25 protein-coding genes are annotated in these 24,360 nt (G+C 71.4%); 5 read left to right on the plus strand and 20 right to left on the minus strand.

Annotated elements, in window-relative coordinates; translation table 11 throughout:
• Nucleotides 1–186 precede the first annotated feature (186 nt).
• From ACFVYF_RS35155 to ACFVYF_RS35215, 13 genes are all read right to left on the minus strand, one after another.
• Entirely contained in the window at nt 187–393 is a 207-nt protein-coding gene (locus ACFVYF_RS35155) for a hypothetical protein (protein ID WP_389462045.1), read from the minus strand.
• A gap of 184 nt (nt 394–577) precedes the next feature.
• Complete coding sequence (locus ACFVYF_RS35160) at nt 578–1,204, minus strand: hypothetical protein (protein WP_389462047.1); 627 nt, start codon at nt 1,202–1,204, stop codon at nt 578–580.
• 268 nt (nt 1,205–1,472) lie between these two features.
• Complete coding sequence (locus ACFVYF_RS35165; RefSeq protein ID WP_389462049.1) at nt 1,473–2,045, minus strand: GNAT family N-acetyltransferase; 573 nt, start codon at nt 2,043–2,045, stop codon at nt 1,473–1,475.
• Complete coding sequence (locus ACFVYF_RS35170) at nt 2,023–4,299, minus strand: MMPL family transporter (RefSeq protein ID WP_389462051.1); 2,277 nt, start codon at nt 4,297–4,299, stop codon at nt 2,023–2,025. Before ACFVYF_RS35170 ends, ACFVYF_RS35165 begins: the two co-directional genes overlap by 23 nt.
• Nucleotides 4,300–4,576: 277 nt before the next feature.
• Complete coding sequence (gene gatB / locus ACFVYF_RS35175) at nt 4,577–6,091, minus strand: Asp-tRNA(Asn)/Glu-tRNA(Gln) amidotransferase subunit GatB (RefSeq protein WP_389462053.1); 1,515 nt, start codon at nt 6,089–6,091, stop codon at nt 4,577–4,579.
• Between the two features lie 16 nt (nt 6,092–6,107).
• Nucleotides 6,108–6,347, minus strand: coding sequence for a hypothetical protein (locus ACFVYF_RS35180; RefSeq protein WP_389462055.1), 240 nt, complete (start codon nt 6,345–6,347; stop codon nt 6,108–6,110).
• Nucleotides 6,344–7,849: an Asp-tRNA(Asn)/Glu-tRNA(Gln) amidotransferase subunit GatA gene (gene gatA, locus ACFVYF_RS35185; RefSeq protein WP_389462057.1), complete on the minus strand. Its 1,506-nt coding sequence runs from the start codon at nt 7,847–7,849 to the stop codon at nt 6,344–6,346. Before gatA ends, ACFVYF_RS35180 begins: the two co-directional genes overlap by 4 nt.
• Before the next feature lie 5 nt (nt 7,850–7,854).
• Nucleotides 7,855–8,151, minus strand: coding sequence for an Asp-tRNA(Asn)/Glu-tRNA(Gln) amidotransferase subunit GatC (gene gatC, locus ACFVYF_RS35190; protein ID WP_015036350.1), 297 nt, complete (start codon nt 8,149–8,151; stop codon nt 7,855–7,857).
• Nucleotides 8,152–8,320: 169 nt separating this feature from the next.
• Nucleotides 8,321–10,555 carry a putative bifunctional diguanylate cyclase/phosphodiesterase gene (locus ACFVYF_RS35195; RefSeq protein ID WP_389462059.1) on the minus strand — a complete coding sequence of 745 codons (2,235 nt, stop codon included), beginning with the start codon at nt 10,553–10,555 and terminating at the stop codon, nt 8,321–8,323.
• A 260-nt stretch (nt 10,556–10,815) separates the two neighbouring features.
• A complete protein-coding gene (gene ligA, locus ACFVYF_RS35200) occupies nt 10,816–13,020 on the minus strand; it encodes an NAD-dependent DNA ligase LigA (protein ID WP_389462061.1) in 2,205 nt (734 codons plus the stop codon).
• Between the two features lie 15 nt (nt 13,021–13,035).
• Nucleotides 13,036–14,043 (minus strand): methionine synthase, encoded by a 1,008-nt coding sequence (locus tag ACFVYF_RS35205; RefSeq protein WP_389462063.1) that lies wholly within the window; start codon nt 14,041–14,043, stop codon nt 13,036–13,038.
• Nucleotides 14,044–14,073: 30 nt separating this feature from the next.
• On the minus strand, nt 14,074–14,772 hold the full coding sequence (locus tag ACFVYF_RS35210) for an SDR family oxidoreductase (protein ID WP_389462065.1): 699 nt from the start codon (nt 14,770–14,772) through the stop codon (nt 14,074–14,076).
• Nucleotides 14,773–14,779: 7 nt separating this feature from the next.
• A complete protein-coding gene (locus tag ACFVYF_RS35215) occupies nt 14,780–15,319 on the minus strand; it encodes a TIGR00730 family Rossman fold protein (RefSeq protein WP_389462067.1) in 540 nt (179 codons plus the stop codon).
• Between the two features lie 51 nt (nt 15,320–15,370).
• Here ACFVYF_RS35215 and ACFVYF_RS35220 point away from each other — a divergent pair, with 51 nt between their 5' ends.
• The gene (locus ACFVYF_RS35220) at nt 15,371–15,694 is read left to right on the plus strand and encodes a DUF427 domain-containing protein (RefSeq protein ID WP_389462069.1); all 324 of its coding nucleotides are present in this window, start codon (nt 15,371–15,373) and stop codon (nt 15,692–15,694) included.
• Between the two features lie 37 nt (nt 15,695–15,731).
• On the opposite strand, the gene mnmA is transcribed toward ACFVYF_RS35220, so the two are convergent.
• Nucleotides 15,732–16,859, minus strand: a complete 1,128-nt coding sequence (gene mnmA / locus ACFVYF_RS35225; RefSeq protein ID WP_389462071.1) for a tRNA 2-thiouridine(34) synthase MnmA — start codon at nt 16,857–16,859, stop codon at nt 15,732–15,734.
• 60 nt (nt 16,860–16,919) lie between these two features.
• Between mnmA and ACFVYF_RS35230 the strand changes: the two genes are divergently transcribed.
• Nucleotides 16,920–17,594, plus strand: coding sequence for an N-acetylmuramoyl-L-alanine amidase (locus tag ACFVYF_RS35230; RefSeq protein WP_389462073.1), 675 nt, complete (start codon nt 16,920–16,922; stop codon nt 17,592–17,594).
• A 147-nt stretch (nt 17,595–17,741) separates the two neighbouring features.
• Here the strand turns inward: ACFVYF_RS35230 and ACFVYF_RS35235 are convergent, their stop codons facing one another.
• The 3 genes from ACFVYF_RS35235 to ACFVYF_RS35245 are packed head-to-tail and all read right to left on the minus strand — an operon-like array spanning nt 17,742 to nt 19,452.
• Nucleotides 17,742–18,911: a cysteine desulfurase family protein gene (locus tag ACFVYF_RS35235; RefSeq protein ID WP_389462075.1), complete on the minus strand. Its 1,170-nt coding sequence runs from the start codon at nt 18,909–18,911 to the stop codon at nt 17,742–17,744.
• A 60-nt stretch (nt 18,912–18,971) separates the two neighbouring features.
• On the minus strand, nt 18,972–19,238 hold the full coding sequence (locus ACFVYF_RS35240; RefSeq protein WP_389462077.1) for a DUF4190 domain-containing protein: 267 nt from the start codon (nt 19,236–19,238) through the stop codon (nt 18,972–18,974).
• Nucleotides 19,239–19,284: 46 nt separating this feature from the next.
• A complete protein-coding gene (locus tag ACFVYF_RS35245; RefSeq protein ID WP_389462078.1) occupies nt 19,285–19,452 on the minus strand; it encodes a hypothetical protein in 168 nt (55 codons plus the stop codon).
• Nucleotides 19,453–19,680: 228 nt separating this feature from the next.
• Here ACFVYF_RS35245 and ACFVYF_RS35250 point away from each other — a divergent pair, with 228 nt between their 5' ends.
• Nucleotides 19,681–20,307, plus strand: a complete 627-nt coding sequence (locus ACFVYF_RS35250; protein WP_389462079.1) for a TetR family transcriptional regulator — start codon at nt 19,681–19,683, stop codon at nt 20,305–20,307.
• 314 nt (nt 20,308–20,621) lie between these two features.
• Entirely contained in the window at nt 20,622–20,747 is a 126-nt protein-coding gene (locus ACFVYF_RS35255) for a hypothetical protein (RefSeq protein WP_389462080.1), read from the plus strand.
• Nucleotides 20,748–21,007: 260 nt separating this feature from the next.
• On the opposite strand, the gene ACFVYF_RS35260 is transcribed toward ACFVYF_RS35255, so the two are convergent.
• Nucleotides 21,008–21,985: a helix-turn-helix transcriptional regulator gene (locus tag ACFVYF_RS35260; protein WP_389462082.1), complete on the minus strand. Its 978-nt coding sequence runs from the start codon at nt 21,983–21,985 to the stop codon at nt 21,008–21,010.
• A 114-nt stretch (nt 21,986–22,099) separates the two neighbouring features.
• Between ACFVYF_RS35260 and ACFVYF_RS35265 the strand changes: the two genes are divergently transcribed.
• Nucleotides 22,100–22,690, plus strand: coding sequence for a TIGR03086 family metal-binding protein (locus ACFVYF_RS35265; RefSeq protein ID WP_389462084.1), 591 nt, complete (start codon nt 22,100–22,102; stop codon nt 22,688–22,690).
• Here ACFVYF_RS35265 and ACFVYF_RS35270 read toward each other — a convergent pair.
• Nucleotides 22,683–23,543, minus strand: a complete 861-nt coding sequence (locus ACFVYF_RS35270; RefSeq protein WP_389462086.1) for a thioesterase family protein — start codon at nt 23,541–23,543, stop codon at nt 22,683–22,685. The two genes, ACFVYF_RS35265 and ACFVYF_RS35270, sit on opposite strands and share 8 nt — an antisense overlap.
• A 141-nt stretch (nt 23,544–23,684) precedes the next feature.
• Nucleotides 23,685–24,350 carry a trimeric intracellular cation channel family protein gene (locus ACFVYF_RS35275; RefSeq protein WP_389462088.1) on the minus strand — a complete coding sequence of 222 codons (666 nt, stop codon included), beginning with the start codon at nt 24,348–24,350 and terminating at the stop codon, nt 23,685–23,687.
• Nucleotides 24,351–24,360: the final 10 nt, after the last annotated feature.

Here is a 24,360-nt window from a genome sequence, read left to right on the forward strand (position 1 = left end):
GGTAATCACCCCCCTGGGCACCCCCCGGGGGGCCCCGCCCCCTAGGGGCCTCTGGGGCCCAAGCCCCCCGGCAAACGGGGTGCTATGTGGCCGTCGCCCGGGCGGCTCGCTGCGCGCCCGGCCCGACGTCTCCTCGGTGGTGAGAGCGGCCGACCCCCGTGCGGCCGCCCTCACCCGCCCCCGTGCTCACGCGACGCGGGCGAACCGGTGCCGGCGGGGCCGGTGGGTATGGGACCGCCCCTCCGTGTCGTTCTCTTCCTGCTGCCCGGACTCGCGGACGGCGGCGCGGCGTGCCGCACGACGGCTCCGCAGCGCCTCCTGTGCCAAGCGGTGGTTCTCGGCCTTGCGGATCAGTTCGGCGGAGCGGGTCTGGTGGAGTTCGTACTCGAACATGTGGTGCCCCTTGTGAGATTCGGTTTCGGCTCTCGCTTGTTGCGATGCCTCAACTTTCGTCTCCAAGGGGGGTGCGCCACATCGGGAGAGTTCCGCATCTTGAACGCGACAGGGGCCTTAGAACCGCCGTAAGTGGCTTACGGCGGTTCTAAGGCCCCTCAGACGGTGGGGGATGTGCGGTGGGTCAGCTGGTGGAGGGCAGCCCGAGCAGGAGGTCGGTGTACTTGGCGATCGCGAGCAGCAGGCCGATGACGCCGAGCGCGACACCCGCCCAGGCGACCGACTTGATCCAGGGCGCCTGCGGCTTGCCCGGGGCACCGAAGGCGGGCCGGGCCAGCACCACGACACCGACGATCAGCGCGACCAGGGCGAAGAGGCCGCCGACCAGCGCGGTGACGCTCCAGGCGTCTCCGTACACTTGCTGGACCTGCGTGGCGACGCTCGCGGACGACGAGGTCTCCAGCTGGCCGGTGAGCGTCTCGCGCGCGGCGGCGACGGTGGAGACCCAGCTGCCGGTGAGCGAGACGATGCCGAGCCCGGCGGAGACGACGGCGGCGGCACCCAGGCCCACGCCGGAGGCGTCCCGCTCGGCCTCGAGCTCGAGCTCGGCCGCGAGGAGGTCGTCGCCCTCCTCGTCCTCGGCCACGGCCTGGTCGTCGGCCTCGACGTCGGCCTTGGCCGGCTCGCCGGTCTTGGTGACGTCCGCCGTCTTGGTGACGTCCGCCGTCTTGGTGACGTCCACGGTCTCCTCGTCGCTCTTCGCCTCGGCGCCGGTCTCGATCCCGGCTACGTCATCTGTCTTGGTTCCCATGCCTGGCACCGTACGGACGGAGTCTGAGAGGTTTCTTAATGTTGGCTGTGCGCGTTCATAACGATCGGCACACACACGCGTGCCCCTCGATCGGATGTCCCGGAACCCGCACGTACGGCCCCCGTACGCCCGTCCCGACGCCCACGCGCGCGTGGCACCGGACCAGCCGGCCAGCGGCGTAACGGCCCTTCGTCCGACGGGTCAGCGGGCATCACGGCCCTTCGTCCAGCGGGTCAGCGGGCACCGCCGGCTCCTCGACCACTACCGGTCAGCGGGCGCGCACCTCGCGGGCCCGGGCTTCGCGCCACTCGGGCGCCAGCACGGTCCAGACCTCCATGTCATGGCGTACGCCCCGGTACGGGTAGCTCTCCCGCTGCACACCCTCCCGGGTCATCCCGAGCCGCCGCGCGACGTTGATGCTCGGTTCGTTCGCCGCGGAGGCGATCCACTCCACGCGGTGCATACCGCGCTCCTCCACCGCCCAGTCGATGAGGTACCGCATCCCGCGCGTGACCAGTCCGCGCCCGGCGGCCGCGGGCTCCAGCCAGCAGCCGGCCTCGCAGTTCCCGCTCGCGGCGTCGAAGATCCTGAAGAGCAGGCCACCGACGAGTTTCCCGTCCAGCCACAGCCCGTGCAGGCTGCCGGTGTCGGCGGCGCGCTTGTCCGCGTACGACTGGAGGACCGCCCGCGCGGAGGCGACGTCGTCGACACCGACCCCGAAGGCGACGTACTGCGAGATGAAGTCGCGGCCGCGTTCGAGGTGCGCGAGGAACTCCCCGTCGTGCCAGGGCTCCAGGGGCCGCAGTTCCGCGCCGTCGTCACCCAGCGATATCGCGTACATCCTGCTGGTGCTCCTTCTCCAGTACGCCCACCAGCGCGTCATCCGAGCGCTGTCCCAAAATCGTCGCACGGGACGCGCGGCCGGGCAGCCGTGCGCCTGCGGCGGCCCGGCACTCGGGCGGTTCGATGCTGATGCGCGGCAGCCGCTCGTCGAGCAGGCGCGGCAGCCACCAGTTGGCACCGCCCAGCAGGTGCATCAGAGCGGGGACCAGAAGCGTGCGCAGGACGAAGGCGTCGAGGGCGACGGCAGCGGCGAGCGCGATGCCGAACATCGCGATCACGCGGTCGCCGCTGAGCACGAAGGCGAGGAAGACCGAGATCATGATGACGGCGGCGGAGTTGATCACCCGGCTGGTCTCGGCCAGTCCGACCCGTACGGCACGCCGGTTGTCGCCGGTCTCCAGCCACTCCTCGTACATCCGGCTGACCAGGAAGACCTGGTAGTCCATGGAGAGGCCGAAGAGGACCGACACCATGATCACCGGCAGGAAGGGCTCGATGGGCCCTGCCCTGCCCAGGCCCAGCAGCTCGCTGCCCCAGCCCCACTGGAAGATCGCGACGACCACGCCGAACGCGGCGGCCACGGCGGCGATGTTCATCACGGCCGCCTTCAGCGGGATGCCGAGGGACCGGAAGGCCAGCAGGAGCAGCACACAGCCGAGGCCGATGACGACACCCACGAACAGCGGCAGCTTGCCCACGATCACGTCCGCGAAGTCGTCGTAACTCGCCGTCACCCCGCCGACCCGCAGGTCGAGCGAGGTGTTCGCCTCGGCGCGGGGCAGCACCTCGGTGCGCAGCCGGCCGACGAGTTCGCTGGTCCGCTGGGACTGCGGCGCGGACTGCGGGACGACGGCGAGGTACGCGGTGCTCCCACCGGTGTTGTACGTCACCGGTGTCACCGACGCGACGCCCTCGGTGGCCCGGAGCGTGGCGTCGAGGTTGTCGAGCGCGAGTCTGTCCTCGGCGCCGCCGACGGGGGTGACCACGGTCAGCGGACCGTTCACGCCCGGGCCGAAGCCGTCCCCCATCAGGTCGTACGCCTGGCGCGTGGTGGACGTCTTCGGGTCGTTGCCCTGGTCGGAGGTGCCCAGGTGCAGGGAGAACGTGGGCAGGGCGAGCAGGGCCATGACGACCACGGCCAACGCGCCGAGCACCTTCGGGTGGCGCTCCACGAAGGCGGACCAGCGGGCGGCGAGCCCGGTCGGGATCTCCGGCCGGGGTCCGTGCTCGGCCAGCCGGCGCCGCTCGCGCCAGCTCAGCGCGCGCGGGCCGATGAAGGAGAGCAGCGCCGGCAGCAGGGTCACCGAGGCCGCGACGGTGAGGACGACGGTCAGCGAGGCGGCGATCGCGACTCCGTTGAGGAAGCCGAGCCGCAGGATGAGCATGCCGAGCAGCGCGATGCAGACGGTCGCTCCCGCGAAGACCACCGCGCGCCCGGTGGTGGCGACGGCGTGCTCGGCCGCCGCCGCCACCGGCAGTCCGCGTTTCAGGCCCCTGCGGTGCCGGGTCACGATGAACAGCGCGTAGTCGATGCCGACCCCGAGGCCGATCAGCATGCCGAGCATGGGCGCGAAGTCGGCGACGGTCATGACGTGCCCGAGCAGCACGATCGAGGCGTACGCCGTCCCGACGCTGACGAGCGCCGTGGCGATGGGCAGCATCGAGGCGGCGAGCGAGCCGAAGGCGAGGAAGAGGACCACGGCCGCGACGATCACGCCGACGACCTCGGCGAGGTGCCCGCCGGACGACTCGGTGGCCGCGATGGCGGTGCCGCCGAGCTCCACCTGCAGTCCGTCCGTCCCGGCGGCCCGGGCGGTGTCCACCACGGCCTGCGCCTCGCCCTTGCCGATGTTCTCGGCCCGCTCGTCGAAGGTGACCGTGGCGTAGGCGGTTCGGCCGTCGCCGCTGATCTGGCCGCCGCCCCGGCCCTCGTAGGGGCTGATGACCGAGGCGACGCCGGGCAGAGCGGCGATCTCGTCCAGGGTGCGGGTCATCGTCTGCTCGACGTCGGCGGCGCGCACGGTGCCCGGGGTGGTGTGCCAGACGACGGTGTCGTTGTCGCCGCCGAGCCCAGGGAAGCCGTCCCGCAGGAGCTGGGTGGCGCGCCCCGATTCGGTGCCGGGAGCCTCGTAGTCGTTCGAGTAGGCGGAGCCCGCGACGGCCGCGGCGGCGCTCGTGCCACCGAGGGCCAGGAGCCACAGCAGAACGGCGACGAGTCGGTGCCGGACACACCAGCGGGCAAGGGCTGCCACGGACGTGCTCCCTGGGGATGTGGGGATCTTTGACCGGGAACAGCCGCGAATGATCGCTTATGAAACTGAACAGCCCGCAAAGAACGCATGAGCAATGCCCGGACACTCTTGCAGCAGGAAGTGATCGTTTGTCGCATTCATGGCCTTACTCACACGAGTGCGAACGGCATCACACGACATTCCCGGGAACTCTGTCGCACCGCCGGATGGTGCGGGCAGCCCGAAGGGGATGCATCGGTGTCGATGCATCCCCTTCGGGAGGACAGAAACGGGAGACTCAGCCCTCGCTGACGCCCATCTTTTCCAGGATCAGTTCCTTGACGCGGGCCGCGTCGGCCTGACCCCGGGTGGCCTTCATGACCGCGCCGACCAGGGCGCCGACGGCCTGGATCTTGCCGCCGCGGATCTTGTCGGCGACGCCCGGGTTGCCGGCGATGGCCTCGTCGACGGCGGCGGTCAGCGCGCCCTCGTCCGAGACGACCTTCAGACCGCGCTTCTCGACGACCTCGTCCGGGGTCCCCTCGCCGGCGAGCACGCCCTCGATGACCTGGCGGGCGAGCTTGTCGTTCAGATCGCCGGAGCCGACGAGCTGTGCCACCCTGGCGACCTGCGCCGGGGTGATCGGGAGGTCCTCCAGGGCCTTGCCCGACTCGTTGGCGTTGCGGGCCAGTTCACCCATCCACCACTTGCGGGCGGCGGCGGCGTCGGCACCGGCCTCGATCGTGGCGACGATCGGGTCGATGGCACCGGCGTTGAGGATCGACTGCATGTCGTGGGCGTTGACACCCCACTCCTCGCGCAGCCGGTTGCGGCGGGCCAGCGGCTGCTCGGGCAGACCGGCACGCAGCTCCTCGACCCACTCGCGGGACGGGGCGACGGGGACCAGGTCGGGCTCCGGGAAGTACCGGTAGTCCTCGGCCTCCTCCTTCACGCGGCCCGAGGTCGTCGACCCGGTGTCCTCGTGGAAGTGGCGGGTCTCCTGGATGATCGTGCCGCCGGAGTTCAGCACCGCGGCGTGGCGCTGGATCTCGTAGCGGGCCGCGCGCTCCACGGAACGCAGGGAGTTGACGTTCTTCGTCTCGGAGCGCGTGCCGAACTTCTCCCGGCCGTGCGGGCGCAGCGACAGGTTCACGTCGCAGCGCATCTGGCCCTGCTCCATGCGGGCCTCGGAGACACCGAGCGCCTTGATGAGCTCGCGCAGCTCGGCGACGTACGCCTTGGCGACCTCGGGTGCACGCTCGCCCGCGCCCTCGATCGGCTTGGTGACGATCTCGATGAGCGGGATGCCGGCGCGGTTGTAGTCCAGCAGGGAGTGCGAGGCGCCGTGGATACGGCCGGTGGCACCGCCGACGTGCAGCGACTTGCCGGTGTCCTCCTCCATGTGGGCGCGCTCGATCTCCACGCGGAAGACCTCGCCGTCCTCCAGCTGGACGTCCAGATAGCCGTTGAAGGCGATCGGCTCGTCGTACTGCGAGGTCTGGAAGTTCTTCGGCATGTCCGGATAGAAGTAGTTCTTCCGGGCGAAGCGGCACCACTCGGCGATCTCGCAGTGCAGCGCGAGACCGATCTTGATGGCGGACTCGACGCCGATCGCGTTGACGGCCGGCAGCGCGCCCGGCATGCCGAGGCAGGTCGGGCAGGTCTGCGAGTTGGGCTCGGCACCCAGCTCGGTCGAACAGCCGCAGAACATCTTGGTCCTGGTGCCGAGTTCGACATGGACTTCGAGGCCCATGACGGGGTCGTACGACGCCAGCGCGTCCTCGTACGACACCAGGTCGGTCGTGGTGGTCACGGTGAAAACTTCCCTCTCAGCCCAGCAGGACGTCGTCGTCGCCCAGGCGCTTGAGCTCCCGGTAGAGGATGGCGAGGCCGGTGACGATGGCGGCGGCGGACACGGCCGCGTCGATCAGCCGCAGGGTGTCGCTCTCGACGCGGGCCTTCTTGGCCTGCTTGGCGACGCTCAGGGCACCGAACGCGGTGGTCGCGATGGACAGGTACGTGCCGGACTTGGACTTCTTGAAGCCCTTGGCCTTGGTCAGTGCGGTCACAGCGACGGAGCCTCCTCGATCAGCGGGTGCCCCCACTTTTCCACGAAGGCGGCCTCGACGGCGGCGCCCACCTTGTACAGCCTGTCGTCCTGCATCGCCGGGGCGATGATCTGCAGGCCGACCGGGAGGTTGTCCTCCGGCGCGAGACCGCAGGGCAGCGACATGGCCGCGTTGCCCGCCAGGTTGGTCGGGATGGTGCACAGGTCCGCGAGGTACATCGCCATCGGGTCGTCGGCGCGCTCGCCGATCGGGAAGGCGGTGGTCGGCGTGGTGGGCGACACGATGACGTCCACCTGCTCGAACGCCTTCTCGAAGTCGCGCGTGATGAGCGTACGGACCTTCTGGGCGCTGCCGTAGTAGGCGTCGTAGTAGCCGCTGGAGAGGGCGTACGTGCCGAGCATGATGCGGCGCTTGACCTCGTCACCGAAGCCGGCCTCACGGGTGAGGGCGGTGACGTCCTCGGCCGAGCGGGTGCCGTCGTCGCCGACGCGCGCGCCGTAGCGCAGGCCGTCGAAGCGGGCGAGGTTCGAGGAGCACTCGGACGGGGCGATCAGGTAGTACGCCGACAGGGCCAGGTCGAAGGACGGGCAGTCCAGCTCGACGATCTCGGCACCCAGCTCCTTGAGGAGGGTGACGGACTCGTTGAAGCGCTGGACGACACCGGCCTGGTAGCCCTCGCCCGCGAACTGCTTGACGACGCCGACGCGCATGCCCGCCACGCTGCCGTTGCGGGCGGCCTCGACGACCGGCGGGACCGGAGCGTCGATGGACGTGGAGTCGAGCGGGTCGTGCCCGGCGATGACCTCGTGCAGGAGCGCCGCGTCCAGGACCGTACGGGCGCAGGGGCCGCCCTGGTCGAGGGAGCTGGAGAACGCCACCATGCCGTAGCGCGAGACGCCGCCGTACGTCGGCTTGACGCCGACCGTGCCGGTCACGGCGGCGGGCTGGCGGATGGAGCCGCCGGTGTCCGTGCCGATGGCGAGGGGCGACTGGAAGGAGGCGAGCGCCGCGGAGGAGCCGCCGCCGGAGCCGCCCGGGATGCGGGTGAGGTCCCAGGGGTTGCCGGTCGGCCCGTACGCGCTGTTCTCGGTGCTGGACCCCATGGCGAACTCGTCCATGTTGGTCTTGCCGAGGATGACGACGTCGGCGGCCTTCAGCTTCTTGGTGAGGGTCGCGTCGTACGGCGGGATCCAGCCCTCGAGGATCTTGGAACCGACGGTGGTCGGGATCCCCTCGGTGGTGAAGATGTCCTTGAGGGCGAGCGGGACGCCGGCCAGCGGGCCGAGCTTCTCACCGCGCTCGCGCTTGGCGTCGACGGCACGGGCCTGGGCGAGCGCGCCCTCCCGGTCGACGTGCAGGAAGGCGTGCACCTTCTCGTCGACGGCCTCGATACGGGCCAGGTGGGCCTCGGTGACCTCGACGGCGGTGAGCTCGCCGGCGGCGATCCTGCCGGCGATCTCGGCCGCGGTGAGCCTGATGATGTTGACGTTGCTGTCCGTCATGGTGGTTAGTCCTCCCCCAGGATCTGCGGCACCTTGAAACGCTGCTGCTCCTGGGCCGGGGCGCCGGAGAGCGCCTGCTCGGGGGTGAGCGACGGACGGACCTCGTCCGCGCGCATGACGTTCGTCAGCGGCAGCGGGTGAGAGGTCGGCGGTACGTCTTGGTCGGCGACCTCGCTGACGCGGGCAACCGCGCCGATGATGTCGTCGAGCTGACCGGCGAAGTGGTCGAGCTCTTCGCCCTTCAGCTCCAGACGCGCCAGCCGTGCGAGGTGGGCGACCTCCTCGCGCGTGATGCCAGGCATGCAGCGATCCTCTGGGGTGAGTGTGTGTGGTGTGGGCCCAATCCTATGGCGCCGGTACGGATGCCCGCGCACGGGTTTCCCCCGCCCCCGCTCAGCGCCCGGACGAACACCCGCCGACGGCCCGAAATCCCCGCACGAGAGGGCACCTCACCGAAGGACGGTCACGAGCTCACTCGTCGGTCGCGACCGCGGGCAACGCCGCCGCAGGCCGCTGCCAGCCGCGCGCGCCCCGGGCCCGGAGCCACGCGGTCGCCTCGTCCGGCGGCATCGCCGCGGCCACCAGCCACCCCTGCACGGCGTCACAGCCCAGATCCCGCAGGCGCTCCCACGTCTCGTCGTCCTCGACACCTTCCGCGACGACGAGCAGCCCGAGCGAGTGCGCCAGGTCGACGGTGCACCGCACGATCTCCGCGTCCTCGTTGTCCACGGCGAGCCGGGCGACGAAGGACCGGTCGATCTTCAGCTCGCTGACGGGCAGCCGCCGCAGGTGCACGAGCGACGAGTACCCCGTGCCGAAGTCGTCGAGGGACATCTTCACGCCGTGCCCGGTCAGCGCGGCCAGGGTGTCCGCGGCCCGCTGCGGGTCCTCGAGCAGCACGTGTTCCGTGATTTCCAGCTGCAGTGATCCCGCGGGGACCCCGTGCCGGGCGAGACGCGCGGCGACCGCTCCGGCGAAACCGGGGGTGTGCACGTCGCGCGGCGAGACGTTCACCGCGACCGGTACGTACAGCGCCTGTGCCCGCCAGCGCGCGACCTGGGCCAGCGCCGTCTCCAGCACGTACTCCGTGAGGTGGGGCATCAGCCCGGACGACTCGGCGATCGCGATGAACTCGTCCGGCGGCACCTTCCCGCGCTCGGGATGCACCCAGCGGACCAGGGCCTCGAGGCCGGCCACCTGTCCGTCGAAGCGGACCTTGGGCTGGTAGTGCAGTTCGACGTCACCGGCGTCGAGGGCCCGGCGCAGGTCGCCGAGCAGACCCAGGCGGTCCGGGGTGTTCGAGTCCCGCTTGGACTCGTAGACCTCCACCCCCGTACGGTCCCGCTTCGCCTGGTACATGGCGACGTCCGCGCGCCGCAGCAGCCCCTCCGCGTCGAGCGCGTGGTCGGGGAAGACGGCGAGCCCGGCGCTGGCCTCCAGGACGAGCGTCAGCCCGTCGAGGTCGAGCGGCGAGCCCAGCGCGGCGACGAGACCGCGGGCGATCCGCGTGGCGGACGTGGTGGAGTCTGCGACGGGCAGTAACACCGCGAACTCGTCCCCGCCGAGCCGCGCGGCCTCCGCCCCGCGCGGCAGTGCGAGCCTGAGCCGGTCGGCTATCTGCAACAACAGCCGGTCCCCGGCGAGATGCCCCAGCGTGTCATTGACGGACCGGAAGCGGTCGAGGTCGATCAGGAGCAGGGCGGCACGCGCCCCGATCCGCTCGGCGTCGTCCAGTGCCGTCCAGGTCCGCTCGAGCAGCCACTGCCGGTTGGGCAGCCCGGTCAGCGGGTCGCGCAGCTGCTCCTCCGCCCGGGCGCGGGCTATCCACAGCGTGGAGTCCAGCGCGATGAGCGGAACGGAGAACAGCGGGAGCAGCACCGGCAGCGCGACGGCCACCACACAGATCAGCGGTGCGATGCCGAGCAGCGCGACGGCGACGAGTCCCTGTCTGGCCAGGGCCGTACGGGCGACGGTCGGCAGTCCGCCGGTGCGCGGGGCGTGCAGATACCAGAGCAGGCCACGGGTGACCGCGAGATACCCGGCCGCGACCAGCAGCACTTCGGGTGCCGCGTACGGCGTCCAGGTCCCCGGGTCCCAGGGGGACTCGACGGACGGGACCCGGCCGAACGCGGCGAGGACCAGCGCGCCGGCCCCGATGCCGAGGATGTCGACTGCGCCGTGCAGGACGCCCTGTCGCCAGCGGTGGCGGCGGGCCGCGCCGACCAGCACGACCACGGTGAGGCTGACCATGCCGGCCGGCACCCAGCCGTACAGCAGCAGGACCGCGAGGGTGAGGGCGGCGCCCGAGCCGGTGCCGCCCCACCAGCGGGAGCGGCCGAGCGCGACCAGGTGACCGACGATGACGCCGGTCAGCACGGCCAGGGACCAGCCGACGGCACCGGACGGAAAGAGCGCGTGGTGTCCGCTGAACGCCCGGTAGAAACCGGCGCCGAGGAGCAGGCCGGCCGCCGCGACGGCCGCCGTGGGCAGGGCGGGCCAGGACATCATCTGCCGCTCGGCCTCGGGGCCCGGCGTTCCTGGACGTTCTGCGGTCGGCGCGGTCCCGGCGGCGAGGTGGGCGGTGGCGCGGTCGCCCGCGCTCACGCGCACCGACGACCACGCTGTCCGGCGGCCGGCCAGCCATGCCCCGGACATCCGGCGCATGCGCAGCCGTGACTCCGGGGCGGCGCTCTCGGTCGGTTCCATTCCCGTCCCTCTCACAGCCGGCGGTGCCCACGCCACGCGATTCCGATGGCCGGCAGAGCCGTCAACGGCACGCGTCTTGAAACCCTTCCCCACGCCCGTGCAGAGCGGGGGTTGCCCCAACCGCAGCTGGGCACGGCAGGCGCACTCCTCAACAGTAGGCCGCAGAAGGCTTCCACGGGCAGCGGTCGTCGACGGTTGCCCGAATGCGACCCAGCCACCCGTATGCATCTGATATGCGCCGAACGGGTGGCCTTCAACCGCTACTCGGGGGTCGGAAGTGCGACTTCCGCTGCTGCTTCCGGCCCTTGTCCGAGCAGGACGGCGAAACCGTCCTCGTTCAGAACCGGAACCTTGAGTTGCATCGCCTTGTCGTATTTCGATCCCGGGTTGTCACCCACCACGACGAAAGAGGTCTTCTTCGACACCGATCCGGTCACCTTCGCGCCCCGGCTCTGCAGGGCCTCCTTGGCGCCGTCCCGTGTGTGGTGTTCGAGCGTGCCGGTGACGACGACGGTGAGACCTTCCAGCGGACGCGGCCCCTCGTCCTCGCCCGAGCCCTCCTCCTCCAGGCGCACCCCGGCGGCCCGCCACTTGCGGAGGATCTCGCGGTGCCAGTCCTCGGCGAACCACTGCTTGAGCGAGGCGGCGATGATCCCGCCCACGCCGTCCGTGCCGGCGAGCTCCTCCTCCGTGGCCTGCTCGATGCGGTCGATGGAACGGAACTCGCGGGCCAGCGCCTCGGCCGCGACCGGTCCGACATGACGGATCGACAGGCCGGTGATGACCCGGGCGAGCGGGCGCTCCTTGGCCGCCGCGATGTTGTCCAGCATGGCGATCGCGTTCTTCTTCGCCTCGCCCTGCTGGTTGGCGAAGACGGTGGCGATCTTCTCCTCGCCGGTCTTCGGGTCACGCTTGGGCAGTCCGCTGTCCTGGTCGAGGACGTACGCCTTGATGGGCAGCAGCTGCTCGATCGTGAGGTCGAAGAGGTCGCCCTCGTCCAGCAGCGGGGGCTCGGCGGGCTCCAGGGGCTTGGTGAGGGCCGCCGCGGCGACGTATCCGAAGTGCTCGATGTCCAGCGCCTTGCGGCCGGCCAGATAGAAGAGCCGCTCCCGCAACTGGGCGGGGCACGTGCGCGCGTTCGGGCAGCGCAGGTCGACGTCGGCCTCCTTCATGGGCCGCAGCGCCGTACCGCACTCGGGGCACTCGGCGGGCATCTCGAACTCCCGCTCGCTGCCGTCGCGCAGGTCGACGACCGGACCGAGGATCTCCGGGATGACGTCACCGGCCTTGCGCAGCACGACCGTGTCCCCGATGAGGACGCCCTTGGCCTTCACCACGTCCTGGTTGTGCAGCGTCGCGAACTCGACCTCGGAGCCGGCCACCGTGACCGGCTCGACCTGCGCGTACGGCGTGACGCGGCCCGTGCGGCCCACGCCGACGCGGATGTTGACCAGCTTGGTGTTGACCTCTTCCGGCGCGTACTTCCAGGCGATCGCCCAGCGGGGTGCGCGGGAGGTGGAGCCGAGGCGTCCCTGGAGGGGAATCTCGTCGAGCTTGACGACCACGCCGTCGATCTCGTGCTCCACGGAGTGCCGGTTCTCGCCGTAGTACGCGATGAACTCCCGTACGCCGTCGAGGTCGTCGACCACCTTGGCGTACCGCGTGGTCGGCAGGCCCCACTCGCGCAGCAGGTCGTATGCCTGGGAGAGGCGGTCGATGTCGAAGCCCTCGCGGGCGCCGATGCCGTGGACGACCATGTGCAGCGGGCGGGACGCGGTGACACGGGGGTCCTTCTGGCGCAGCGAACCCGCCGCCGCGTTGCGGGGGTTGGCGAAGGGCTTGTCGCCGCCCTCCACCAGGCGGGCGTTGAGCTCCTCGAACTTCTCCATCGGGAAGAAGACCTCGCCGCGGATCTCCACGAGGGCCGGGACGCGGTCGCCCGTGAGGCGGTCGGGGATCTCCGCGATCGTACGGACGTTGGGCGTGATGTCCTCGCCCGTACGGCCGTCGCCGCGGGTCGCCGCGCGCGTGAGGCGGCCGTGTTCGTACGTGAGGTTGACCGCGAGGCCGTCGATCTTCAGCTCGCACAGGAAGTGGTAGCCGGGCGTGCCGACGTCCTTGGCGACGCGGTCGGCCCAGGCGGCGAGCTCCGCCTCGTCGAAGGCATTGTCGAGGGAGAGCATGCGCTCGCGGTGCTGGACGGCCGTGAACTCCGTCGCGTACGCCCCGGCGACCTTCTGGGTCGGGGAGTCGGGCGTGCGCAGCTCGGGATACTCCTCCTCGAGGGCTTCGAGGGAGCGCAGCAGCTTGTCGAACTCCGCGTCGCTGACGACCGGAGCGTCCTTCACGTAGTACCGGAAGCGGTGCTCCTCGATCTGCTCAGCGAGGTGCGCGTGCTTCTCGCGTGCCTCGGCAGGCAGGGTGTGCGAAGCCGAGGCAGTCTGTGCGTCCTGATCGCCGGCCACCGTGTTGTCCTCCCGTTACTCAGGGTTGTCCGCGAGGGATCTCGCCGCCCGGGCGCAGTGGGCGAGTGCTCCCCGCGCGTAGTCGGGGGAAGCTCCCGCGAGTCCGCACGACGGAGTGACCGTGACCGCCTCCGTGAGAAGCCCCGGATTCAGCCCCAGCCTGCGCCACAGCGTCCTGACACCCATGACGCTACCGGCAGGGTCCGACAATGGGCCGTCCGTGCCCGGCACCACACCGGTGAAGAGCCGGGTGCCCGCCTCCACCGCCTCCCCGATCGCGTCGTCGTCACGCTCGGTGAGAAGGGAGAAGTCGAAGGAGATCGCCGCGGCACCGGCCCTGCGCAGCAGGGCGAACGGCACGTCCGGCGCGCACGAGTGGACGACGACGGGCCCCCCGCCGTGCACCCCGATCACGTCCCGCAGCGTGGACTCGATGAGCTGCCGGTCGACGGCGCGATGGGTCCGGTATCCGCTGGCGCTCTTCACGTGCCCGCGCAGTACGGCGATGAGGGACGGCTCGTCGAGCTGCAGGACGACCTGGGCTCCCGGTACCCGCCTCGCCACCTCGTCGAGATGGGTCCGCAGCCCCTCGGCGAGCGATCCGGCGAGGTCCCGGCAGGCGCCGGGGTCGGAGAGAGCCACCTCGCCGTTGCGCAGCTCCAGTGCGGCGGCCAGCGTCCACGGGCCGACCGCCTGCACCTTCAGCGGCCCCTCGTACCCCTGGGTGAACTCCTCGAAGGCGTCCAGGTCTTCGCCGAGCCAGGACCGGGCCCGCTTGGTGTCCCGCCCGGGCCGGTCCCCGATCCGCCAGCCGCTGGGCTCCACGCGCGCGTACAGCTCGACGAGCATCCCGGCCGTCCGCCCGATCATGTCGGCCCCGGGCCCCCGGGCGGGCAGCTCGGGCAGATACGGAAAGTCCTCGCAGGACCCGACGACGGTCTTGGCGGCCTCCCGCGCATCCCCGCCGGGCATGGATCCGACCCCGGTCGCCGGCCCGAACCTGAACACGCTGTTTTCGCTCACCCCCGCAGCCTACGGAATCCTCTGCCGAGGTCAGCGGCCCGGTCGTACCGTCAGGTCGGGGACCTCGGCGTCCCGCGGCAGGTCCAGGGCCATGAGGATCGTCGTCGCGACGGATTCGGGGTCGATCCACCGGGAGGCGTCGTACTCCTTGCCCTCCTGCTGGTGCACCTTGGCCTGCATGGGGCTCGCGGTGCGGCCCGGGTAGACCGAGGTGACCCGGACGCCGTTCTCGTGCTCCTCGTGGCGCAGTGAGTCCGCCAGGGCCTTCAGTCCGTGCTTGGAGGCGGCGTACGCGGACCAGTCGGCGTGCGCTCGCAGTCCGGATCCGGAGTTGACGAACAGCACGTGGCCCTGGGCGAGGCGGAGTTGGGGCAGGAAGTGGCGGGTCAGCTCCGCGGGGGCGATCAGATTGACGTTGAGCTGGTGGCGCCAGGACTTCGGGGTCAGCTCCCCGACCGGGCCCAGGTCGACGACGCCCGCGATGTGCAGGAGCGAGTCGATGCGGTCGGGGAGCGTCTGGTGGGAGAACGCCCAGGACAGCCGGTCCGGGTCGGCCAGGTCGCCGACCAGGGTGCGGGACCCCGGGTACGCGTCCGCGAGTTCCTTCGCACGGCCCGCGTCGCGCGCGTGCAGCACGAGGTCGTCCCCGCGCGCGTGGAGGCGGCGCGCGACGGCGGCGCCGATGCCGGAACCCGCACCGGTGATCACATGTGTAGCCATGTCCGCCATGCTCGCATCACCGCGTGCCCCGGCTCTCCTCCAGGTAGGCCAGCGCGCCGACGGCCTCCTCGGCGAAGAACACCAGGTCGGTGAGGGGCCGGGGCAGGAAGCCCTCCGCCTCCATACGCCGGAACTGTTCCTTGAGGCCGTCGTAGAAGCCCGCGGTGTTGAGCAGCACCACCGGCTTGTCCGTCTTGCCGTGCTTCTTCAGTTCCAGGATCTCGGTCGCCTCGTCCAGCGTGCCGGTACCACCGACCATGATGACCACCGCGTCGGCCTTCTCCAGGAGCAGGGCTTTTCGTTCGGCCAGGTCACGCGCGATGACCATCTCGTCGGCGTCGGCCCGCGCCACGGCAGCGAGGAAGTCGACGGTCACACCGAGCAGCCGCCCGCCCGCCGCCTGCACACCGTCGGCGACCACCTTCATCAGCCCGACGTCGGAGCCGCCCCATACCAGGGTGTGACCCCCCTTGCCGAGCAGTTCCGCGAACTCGCGCGCGGGACGCGTGTAACGGTCGTCGAGGTCGGCGGCGGAGAGAAACACGCAGATTTTCATGGGTCCCACCGTACGAGGGAAGAACTCCGGGCCTGCCGGTGCTGTCCAGGTATGGCTGAAGGACACACGATCACCATCGAGCAGGGCACGGACCGCGTACGCGTGGTGCACGGCGGGCAGGTCGTCGCGGAGAGCGAGCGCCCGCTGCTGCTGCGCGAGACGGGCTGTCCCGTGCGCTACTACCTCCCGCCGGAGGACGTCCGTCTCGATCTGCTGACGGCCTCCGAGACCCACTCGTACTGCCCGTTCAAGGGAACGGCGTCCTACTGGTCGCTCCCGGACGCGGCCGACCTCGTCTGGGGCTATCCCGACCCCAAGCCCGATGTCGCCGAGATCAAGGACCACCTCTGCTTCTACGAGGTCGAGGTCGGCTGATCCCTCCGGGCTTCGCCGGCCCGGGGTCCCGCTCCGGCTACGCGTCGACGGTCGCGCGCGTGGTCGTCGCGATGGTCGCCGAGCCGACCACACGTGTGCCGTCGTACAGCACGATCGCCTGGCCCGGGGCGACTCCGCGCACCGGCTCGGCGAAGGTGACCTCGAGGGAGCCGTCGACCAGTGCGGCGGTCACCTCGGTCTCGCCGCCGTGGGCCCGGAGCTGGGCGGTGTAGGTGCCCGGAGCGACCGGGGCCGCGCCGCACCAGCGGGGCTTGACGGCGGTCAGCGCGGTCACGTCGAGCGCGTCCACGGGGCCGACCGTCACGGTGTTGTTGACCGGTGAGATGTCGAGGACGTAGCGCGGCTTGCCGTCGGCGGCCGGGGTGCCGATGCGCAGCCCCTTGCGCTGGCCGATCGTGAAGCCGTACGCGCCCTCGTGCGTGCCCAGCTTCGCGCCGGACTCGTCGACGATGTCGCCCTCGGACTTGCCGAGGCGGCCCGCGAGGAAGCCCTGGGTGTCGCCGTCGGCGATGAAGCAGATGTCGTGCGAGTCCGGCTTCTTGGCGACCGCGAGGCCCCGGCGCTCGGCCTCCGCCCGGATCTCGTCCTTCGTCGTCACCGTGTCGCCGAGCGGGAACAGCGCGTGCGCGAGCTGGCGGTCGTCGAGCACTCCGAGGACGTACGACTGGTCCTTGGCCATGTCGGAGGCGCGGTGCAGCTCGCGGGTGCCGTCCTCGGTGACGATCACCTGGGCGTAGTGGCCCGTGCAGACGGCGTCGAAGCCGAGGGCGAGGGCCTTGTCGAGCAGCGCGGCGAACTTGATCTTCTCGTTGCAGCGCAGGCAGGGGTTGGGGGTGCGCCCGGCCTCGTACTCGGCGATGAAGTCCTCGACCACGTCCTCGCGGAAGCGCTCGGCGAGGTCCCACACGTAGAACGGGATGCCGATGACGTCCGCGGCCCGGCGGGCGTCGCGCGAGTCCTCGATCGTGCAACACCCGCGCGCGCCCGTACGGAAGGACTGCGGGTTGGCGGAGAGCGCGAGGTGCACGCCCGTCACGTCATGGCCGGCTTCCGCCGCGCGGGCGGCGGCCACGGCGGAGTCCACACCACCGGACATGGCGGCGAGGACGCGGAGGGGGCGGGGGCGCTGCGGGGTCTCAGTCATAGCCCCTCCAGGGTACGGGGCCGCGGGAACCGGGGCCCGCGAGTATCCGTTGAAGATCCCATGGGGGCGAAAAAGGGCGGGGCCGGGGGCGGGGACGCGGACCGGCGCATCGGGCGGCGCACGCTGCTCATCGGCGGGGCGGTGGCCGCGGTGGGCACGTTCGCGCTGGCCCGCGACGAGCTGGGGCACCTGTGGTGGCGGCTGCCCGGCGTGGAGAAGCCGCGCACACCCGGTGCGGTCGACTTCCGGGGCGCCCAGTGGGTGGCGGCGTCGCCGGCGAACTGGCGGCGGGCGGACCGCCCCGACGACTACGGCATAGACATGGTGGTCGTCCATGTCACCCAGGGCAGCTTCAAGAGCGCGGTGAAGGTCTTCCAGGACCCGGACCACGGCGCGGCCGCGCACTACATCGTGCGCAAGGACGGACACGTCACGCAGATGATCCGCGAGCTGGACGTGGCCTTCCACGCGGGCAACAGGGAGTACAACGAACGGAGCGTCGGCATAGAGCACGAGGGCTTCGTCGACCGCGCCTCGTCCTTCACGGACGCGATGTACACGGCGTCGGCGCGGCTGACGGCGGGCATCTGCGGGCGGTACGGCATCCCCGTGGACCGGAAGCACATCATCGGGCACGTGGAGGTCCCGGGCACGGACCACACGGATCCGGGACCGCACTGGGACTGGGACCGGTACATACGCCTGGTGCGTGAGGCCCGTACGGCGAAGACCTGACGCACCCGCCCACCGGCCGCGCACCGGGCCGCGCGCCCGCGCACCGAGCCGCGCACCCGCCCTCCCGGCGGCCGCGCACGCGTGCCGCCGCCGACCGCGCACCGGTCCCCCTCGGCCGCCGCGTGAGCGCCGGCCTCCCGCCGGCCCCTACGTCAGACCCGCCGTGCGGGCGCGTTCCACCGCCGGTCCGATCGCGCGGGACACGGCCTCGACATCCGCCGCCGTGGAGGTGTGGCCGAGGGAGAAGCGGAGGGTGCCGCGGGCCAGATCGGGATCGGTTCCGGTGGCGAGCAGGACGTGGCTGGGCTGGGCGACACCGGCGGTGCACGCGGACCCGGTGGAGCACTCGATGCCCTGGGCGTCGAGCAGCAGCAGGAGCGAGTCGCCCTCGCAGCCGGGGAAGGTGAAGTGCGCGTTGGCGGGGAGGCGGCCGGCACTTCCGGGGTCGCCGCCGAGGATCGCGTCCGGGACGGCCTTGCGGACGGCCTCCACCAGGTTGTCCCGCAGTGCCCCGATCTCCCGCGCGAACCACTCGCGTTGCTCCGCGGCCAGCCGTCCGGCGACGGCGAACGAGGCGATGGCGGGCACATCGAGGGTGCCGGAGCGCACATGGCGCTCCTGTCCGCCGCCGTGCAGGACGGGTACGGGGCTGTACTCGCGGCCGAGGAGCAGTGCGCCGATGCCGTACGGGCCACCGATCTTGTGGCCCGAGACGGTCATGGCCGCGAGTCCGGAGGCGCCGAAGTCGACGGGCACCTGTCCGAAGGCCTGCACGGCGTCGGCGTGCAGGGGGATACCGAACTCGGCGGCTGCGTCGGCCAGTTCACGGACCGGCAGCACGGTGCCGATCTCGTTGTTGGCCCACATGACCGTGGCGAGGGCGATGTCGTCGGGGTCGCGGGCGATGGCCTCGCGCAGCGCCTCGGGGTGGACACGGCCGTACGAGTCGACCGGGAGGTACTCGATCGTGGCGCCCTCGTGTTCGCCGAGCCAGTGGACGGCGTCGAGGACGGCGTGGTGCTCGACCGGGCTGGTGAGGACGCGGGTGCGGGCGGGATCGGCGTCGCGGCGGGCCCAGTACAGGCCTTTCACGGCGAGGTTGTCGGCCTCGGTGCCACCGGAGGTGAAGACCACCTCGCTGGGGCGTGCGCCGAGGGCGTCCGCCAGGGTCTCGCGGGATTCCTCGACCGTCCGCCGGGCTCGGCGGCCGGCGGCGTGCAGGGAGGAGGCGTTGCCCGTGATCCGGAGCTGGGCGGTCAGGGCCTCTACCGCCTCGGGGAGCATCGGGGTGGTCGCGGCGTGGTCGAGGTAAGCCATGGTGGGCCCGATTCTACGGGCCTGCGATCGATCGCTTCCGCCCCCAGGGGGTGTGCGTCCCTAGAAGCTCCAGGACACCGTGTTGTCGAACTGCATGAAGGCGACCAGGACGATCAGGTCGGCGACACCGAGGCCCAGGCCGAGGAAGGCGCGCCCCTTGCGGGCGGTACCGCGCCAGAGGGCGACGGAGGCGAGGGCGATGGCGACGGGACCCAGGAAGACGTTCAGGACCAGAAGGCCGAGGAGGCCGAGGATGAAGGAGGCGACGGCCATGCCGTCGGCGTCCCGGGTGCCGGTCCTGCGGGTCGGGGTGGCGGTGAGTTCCATGAGGTGGGTCAGCTCCAACTGGTGGTGGGCGGAGGTGGATCGGCGGTCAGCCGGCGGAGGTGTGGCGCCGGCGGGAGTGCCGCTCGCGGACCGCGAAGACGACCAGCCAGACGCCGATGACGACGGCGGCGAGGAGGGTGAGGGGCAGCGGCGCGTGGGCCACGGAGCCCATGACGACGCCCATCAGCAGGAGGGCGGCGACGAGGATCAGCATGACGTTCCTCTCGTGAAGTCTTGGTCGACCATGTCCTGAACATCCTGAACATCCTGAATGCCCGGTCATGCACCGATCAATCCTGATTCGGTACCGTACCCAACATCCCGCATGTTTCAGGGACTTGACGGTTCAGTGAACGGTTGTAGTAACAGTTGTTCACTGACTTCAGAGTCTAGCGCGCCCGGCGGCTTTTCAATTCCAGAGAACAGTTGTTAACTGCATGGCATGAGTCACACCCTCGGCATCCGGCAGGCGCAGAAGCAGAAGACCCGGCAGGCGCTCCTGGACGCGGCGTTGGGCCTGCTGGGCGAGCAGAGCCTGAGCAGCCTGGGTCTGCGCGAGGTCACCCGCGAGGTCGGGGTCGCCCCGACGGCCTTCTACCGGCACTTCCGCTCCACGGCGGATCTCGGGGTGGCACTCGTCGAGGAGGCGCTGGGCAGCCTGCACCCGATGATCGCGGACACGGTGTCCGCGGCAGACGACAGCGACGAACGCATAGCGCGCGCCGTCGATCTGATCGCCCGCCACGTGGACACCTATCCGGCGCACGTCCGGTTCATCGCCCGCGAGCGGCACGGCGGCGTGCAGCCGGTGCGGGAGGCGATCCGGGACCAACTGGCCCGTTTCGCCGAGGAGGTCAAGGTCGAACTGGCCAAGCACCCCGAGTCGGCGGGGTGGAGCGACGGCGATCTGCTGATGCTCGCGGCCCTGTACGTCGACCAGATGCTGATGACGGCCTCGCTCTTCCTGGAGGCCCTGGAGGCCTCGGACGACGAGCGGGACCGGGTGGCCCGGGTGGCGAGCCGGCAGATGCGGCTGATCAGCATCGGCCGCCGCCACTGGCTGGGCTGACCGCAGCCACTCACCAGGCCGACTGCCATCACTGGCTGGGCTGACCGCAGCCACTGACCGAGCAGATCACCGCCACTCGCCGGGCTGACCGCAGCCACTCACCAGGCCGATCACCGTCACCGCCCGGGCAGATCACCGCCACTCGCCGGGCTGACCGCAGCCACTGACCGGGCAGATCGCCGTCACTGGCTGGGCCGGCCGCCCGGGCAGAAGGGACTCCCCCGGGTCAGCCCTTCGTCGGCTGCCCCTGCCCGCGGCCGCCGAAGCCACCGCAGCCACCGCCCGGCATGCCGGAGGGAGCACCGGAGGGGCGCTTGCCCGAGGGGAAGCCCGAGGGCCTCCCTGACGGCGCACCCGAGGGCCGTGCGGACGGCGCGCCCGACGGCCGCCCCGAGGGCGCCCCGCTGGGCCGCCCGCTCGGCATGCCGGACCGCGGCTGACAGCTCTGCTGGCCGGAGTTTCCGCTGGTGGAGGAGGAAGACGAGGATCCCGACCCACAGGCCACCAGCAAGGGCGACAGAGCGAGCAGAGCGACGGCGGGGACGAGATGGACGCGCTTCATGAGGAGCAACTCCCGAAGATGAACGGAATCTGAGAAGCGCATGCAATCAACCGCCCTTAGGCCCTGCTTGGGCCCGCGCTGTGCTCAGCCTGTGGTTACGGCAAAGCCGACCTCAACTCACCCGGCTGACCTGTGCGTTCACGCTCCCGATCGGCCGCCCGACTGGTACAGCTCCGTGACCGAAGCCGCCGCCCTGGCCAGCTCCTCGCGCACCTCGGGCGGTGAGAGCACCTCGATCCGGTCGGCGAAGACCAGCAGGGAACGGACCTGGGGGACGGCGCCGTACTCGAGACGGGCCGTCACCCACTCCCCTTCTCCGTCGTCCTCCGGGAGGGCGGTCAGCGCGGCCGCCGTGAGCCGCGTGAACATGTCCAGGAAGTCCCGCCGCACCCGCACGACGACCTCGATCCCGCCCGGCCGGTCCTCCACCTGACGCCGCAGGACCTCCCAGGCGTCGGCGAGTTCCACGCCCGGGCGCCGCCGCACCGGGTCCGCCAGCGGTGTGGCCGACCGCACCCGGTCCGCCCGGAAGAGCTGGGGCGTGCCGCGCCGGTCGGCGACGAGGTACCAGACGCCCGCCTTGGACACGAGCCCGTAGGGATCCACCGTGTACGTGCTCGGCCCGGCGGCGCCGCTGTGCCGGTAGCGCAGCCGCAGCCGCCGGTCGGCGAACACCGCGTCCTGGAGCACCTCCAGGTCGACCACCCGCTGCGGTCCGCCCTTCCACCGCGTCGCGTCGACCAGGACCCGGCGGCTGGTCGCTTCGGCGGCCGGCCGGTGCGGGGCCGGCAGCGCGGCCATCACCTTGCGCAGCGCCGAGCCGAGCGCCGCGTCCAGGCCGAGCGCGGCGTGCACGCCCTGGGCCGCCAGGATGAACAGGGCGCGGGACTCGTCGGCGGTCAGCCCCGTGACATCCGTACGGAAACCGGCGAGCAGCTCGATGCCGCCGTGCCGCCCGCGCTCCGCGTACACCGGGACGCCGGACGCCGACAGGGCCTCGATGTCGCGGTAGATGGTGCGCACCGACACCTCGAGCCGGGTGGCCAGTTCGTGCGCGGGGACACGGCCGCGGGTCTGCAGCAGCAGGAGGATCGAGAGCAGTCGGTCGGACTTCACGGGCCCAGGATTCCGCCCTTCCGGGACGCTCCGCAAATGCTGACGGAAACTGTCAGGTTATGCGGGGAGTCTGAGCGCAGCACTCCAGCAGGACCGACCGAAGGAAGATGCTCCATGAACGCCGCCCCCGACCCCCGCCCCGTCTACGACCGCGCCACCGAGCAGATCGCCGCGCTGATCAGGACCGTACGTCCGGAGCAGCTGGCCGGCCCCACACCGTGTTCCGAGTACGACGTCCGCACGCTGCTCTCGCACATCGCCGGCGGCACCCGCCGGGCGGCCGTGGTCGGCGCGGGCGGCGACGGCCTCGCCGTACGGCCGTACGTCGACGGCGTCCCCGACGACGGCTGGCCGGCCGCCTACGACGACGTCAGGACGGAGGTCCGGCGCGCCTGGGCGGACGACACGCGACTGGACGCGCCGGTACGGGTGCCGTGGGGTGAGACGCCGGGGCGTGCCGCCCTGTCGGGGTACGTCATGGAGGCCGTCACGCACACCTGGGACCTCTCGGAGGCGCTCGGCCGGCCGCTCGAACTCGACCCGGAACTGGCCGAGTTCGCGCTCTCGATCGCCCACCGGATTCTGCCCGACGAGCAGCCCCGGGAGGACCTGCCCTTCGCCTCGCAGGCACCGGCCCCCGAAGGCGCCGATGCCTACGGGCGGTTGGCGGCCTACCTGGGCCGGCAGCCGCTGCGGGTCAGCTGAGCCGCGCCCGGGCGAGCTGACGGGACTGCGCGACCAGCCGGTCCGCGCTGTCCCACACCTCGGCGTCCTCCTCCAGGAAGCCGCCGGCGAGGTTACGGGTGGTGATGGAGACCCGCAGGGGGCCCGGGGCCGGCCGGCAGCGGACGTGCACCGTCAGCTCGACCGTGGGCACCCATCCGGACAGGCCGAGCTCGAAGGCGGTCGGCGGCAGTGCGTCGACCGTGAGGAGCAGCGAGAGGGCGTCCGCGTCACGGCCGTCGGCGAGGCCGAACCAGGACCGCATCTCGCCCCTGCCGGAGGGGGATCCGAGGGCCCAGCCCAGCGTCGCCGGGTCGAGCTTGAGCATCAGCCGCTCGGCGATGGCGGAGCTGCCGGGGACGGGGGCCGGTGCGTCCTGGGGACCGAAGCACTGGTCCATCGGCGGGATCACGGGCGGCTTCGCCGTCGTACGGACGTCGTCGGGCAGGGCGCCGAGGTCCCCGTACGAGGCGAGCACCCGGATCCGCTCGACCTCGCGGCCCTCGTCGTCGTACTGGAAGAGGGAGGCCTGGCCGGTCGACAGGGTGCGGCCGGCCCGTACGACGTCCGTGCGGATGATCGCGGGTCCCGGGCGGGACGCGGTCAGATAGTGCGCGGAGACCGTGAACGGGTCGGAGTGCGGCAGGGCGTCGGCGAGGGCGCGGCCCAGGACGGCCAGCAGATAGCCGCCGTTGACGGCGTTGCTGATCGTCCACCCGGCGGAGAGGTCGATGCCGTAGACGCCGGGTTCGCGGGGAGTGACCGCCGTGTCGCGGTCGAACTCGCTGTCGCCGATCCTGGCCCGCGTGGCCTGTGCGGAAGCTGCTTCTGGCATGCCTGAACGGTACAACAGTTGATTACTAAGCGGTAGCTTTCACTGTTGCGGCCGTATGACATCCACGATTGCGGTCGTATGAAACCCACGACTGCGGCCGTATGACCTCCACGATTGCGGCCGCTGACGGGCCCCGGAGCCTCAGGGAGTCTCCTCCTCGCTCACCGTGGAGCGCCGGTTCCAGGCGCGCGGTGCCCGCCAGTGGAAGCGCATGGCGAGCAGCCGCAGCGCGAAGGCGGTGACCACGGCAAGGCCGCTGGTGAACGGCGTGAGCATGTCGTAGCGGATGCACAGGACGACCATCGTGGCGCCGACGATGGCGGGGACCGCGTACAGGTCGCGGTCCCAGCGCAGCAGCGAGGGCACCTCGTTGGCCAGGACGTCGCGCAGCACACCGCCGCCGACCGCCGTCGCGAGTCCGAGGGCCGCCGACGGGGTGAGGCCGAGTCCGTAGCTGTACGCCTTCGTGGTGCCGGCGACGCAGAAGAGACCGAGCCCGGCCGCGTCGAAGACATTCACGCCCAACTGGATCCGCTCCACCTGCGGATGGAGGAAGAAGACGAGCAGCGCGGCCAGCAGCGGGGTGATGAAGTACCCCAGGTCCGTGAAGGCGGCGGGCGGCACGGCACCGATGATCAGGTCCCGGAACAGCCCGCCGCCCAGCGCGGTGACCTCGGCGAGCACGGCGATGCCGAAGACGTCGAAGTTCTTGCGGACGGCCAGCAGCGCGCCGGAGATCGCGAAGACGAAGATGCCGATCAGGTCGAGCGTGTGCTGGACGGACGGGCTGAACAGGTTCTGGAGCACCCGACATTCT

This window comes from Streptomyces sp. NPDC058274 (assembly GCF_042881375.1).
Taxonomy (GTDB): Bacteria; Actinomycetota; Actinomycetes; order Streptomycetales; family Streptomycetaceae; genus Streptomyces.

Bases quoted from the DNA above. Each gene is read 5' to 3' on its own strand.
- ACFVYF_RS35155 (WP_389462045.1), bottom strand. From the start codon at position 393: ATGTTCGAGTACGAACTCCACCAGACCCGCTCCGCCGAACTGATCCGC.
- ACFVYF_RS35160 (WP_389462047.1), bottom strand. From the start codon at position 1,204: ATGGGAACCAAGACAGATGACGTAGCCGGGATCGAGACCGGCGCCGAG.
- ACFVYF_RS35165 (WP_389462049.1), bottom strand. From the start codon at position 2,045: ATGTACGCGATATCGCTGGGTGACGACGGCGCGGAACTGCGGCCCCTG.
- gatA (WP_389462057.1), bottom strand. From the start codon at position 7,849: ATGACGGACAGCAACGTCAACATCATCAGGCTCACCGCGGCCGAGATC.
- gatC (WP_015036350.1), bottom strand. From the start codon at position 8,151: ATGCCTGGCATCACGCGCGAGGAGGTCGCCCACCTCGCACGGCTGGCG.
- ACFVYF_RS35195 (WP_389462059.1), bottom strand. From the start codon at position 10,555: ATGGAACCGACCGAGAGCGCCGCCCCGGAGTCACGGCTGCGCATGCGC.
- ACFVYF_RS35210 (WP_389462065.1), bottom strand. From the start codon at position 14,772: ATGGCGGACATGGCTACACATGTGATCACCGGTGCGGGTTCCGGCATC.
- ACFVYF_RS35215 (WP_389462067.1), bottom strand. From the start codon at position 15,319: ATGAAAATCTGCGTGTTTCTCTCCGCCGCCGACCTCGACGACCGTTAC.
- ACFVYF_RS35220 (WP_389462069.1), top strand. From the start codon at position 15,371: ATGGCTGAAGGACACACGATCACCATCGAGCAGGGCACGGACCGCGTA.
- mnmA (WP_389462071.1), bottom strand. From the start codon at position 16,859: ATGACTGAGACCCCGCAGCGCCCCCGCCCCCTCCGCGTCCTCGCCGCC.
- ACFVYF_RS35230 (WP_389462073.1), top strand. From the start codon at position 16,920: ATGGGGGCGAAAAAGGGCGGGGCCGGGGGCGGGGACGCGGACCGGCGC.
- ACFVYF_RS35235 (WP_389462075.1), bottom strand. From the start codon at position 18,911: ATGGCTTACCTCGACCACGCCGCGACCACCCCGATGCTCCCCGAGGCG.
- ACFVYF_RS35240 (WP_389462077.1), bottom strand. From the start codon at position 19,238: ATGGAACTCACCGCCACCCCGACCCGCAGGACCGGCACCCGGGACGCC.
- ACFVYF_RS35245 (WP_389462078.1), bottom strand. From the start codon at position 19,452: ATGCTGATCCTCGTCGCCGCCCTCCTGCTGATGGGCGTCGTCATGGGC.
- ACFVYF_RS35250 (WP_389462079.1), top strand. From the start codon at position 19,681: ATGAGTCACACCCTCGGCATCCGGCAGGCGCAGAAGCAGAAGACCCGG.
- ACFVYF_RS35265 (WP_389462084.1), top strand. From the start codon at position 22,100: ATGAACGCCGCCCCCGACCCCCGCCCCGTCTACGACCGCGCCACCGAG.
- ACFVYF_RS35270 (WP_389462086.1), bottom strand. From the start codon at position 23,543: ATGCCAGAAGCAGCTTCCGCACAGGCCACGCGGGCCAGGATCGGCGAC.